Here is a 706-nt window from a genome sequence, read left to right on the forward strand (position 1 = left end):
TTATTACTATTACCATAACGATCTGGTTGGCATCGCTACGTTTGCGATTTTCGCTGGAGTGACCTATGCCATTGTGCAAGACGCCTATTATCAACAGCGCGGCAGTCGTTACGTGTATGTCCAAAACCCACCAGCCGGAAATTACACGGTCATCAGTGGTAGTGATGTTTTACCTAACTCAGCGTCAACAACAACGAGCTTAAGTACTGTGACAACCTCACCCAACTCTTATTCTGCCTCTCCTAACCAAGTGAGCACCACGACAACAGAGACAAGCAAAACGATCACTAAGAAAACCCCAAGTCCTTATAAGCTTGGCGAAATTGTTGACTCACTTCCCCACACCAAGCAGACGATAGTGATAGACGGGCAAAGCTATTTCAAATACCAAGACACATAGTTTGCGCCACTTAGGGCAGATCGTAAATATGTAGTCGTTGAGTCACCTTTGTAAGTAATCAAGTTTGTACATAACTAATACAAACCCCGCCGATTGGCGGGGTCTACTTTTGATTATTCATGCACATACATCAGTAAAACGCGTCGAACTCAGGAATGCGTGGTTTACCTCTGAGTAGTAAGAACTTCAAGAAACGACGGGTTGAAGTCGTTAGGATTTTGTCCTTCTCCACGCCATGTTTTTCCAGCAATTCGATGGCGAGATCCAGTTTTGAAATCTCTTCGCAAAAGTGCGCATCAGAGCCGG

Annotated in this window: 2 pseudogenes; one reads left to right on the plus strand and one right to left on the minus strand. The window is 44.9% G+C overall.

Features of this window, described 5'->3' with window-relative positions:
• A pseudogene (locus tag R7Z50_RS27450) lies at positions 1-400 on the plus strand (hypothetical protein); the annotation flags it as partial.
• 130 nt (positions 401-530) lie between these two features.
• On the opposite strand, the pseudogene R7Z50_RS27455 reads toward R7Z50_RS27450, so the two are convergent.
• Positions 531-706: pseudogene (locus tag R7Z50_RS27455) on the minus strand (phosphatase); the annotation flags it as partial.

Source organism: Vibrio sp. 1249-1, assembly GCF_033340495.1.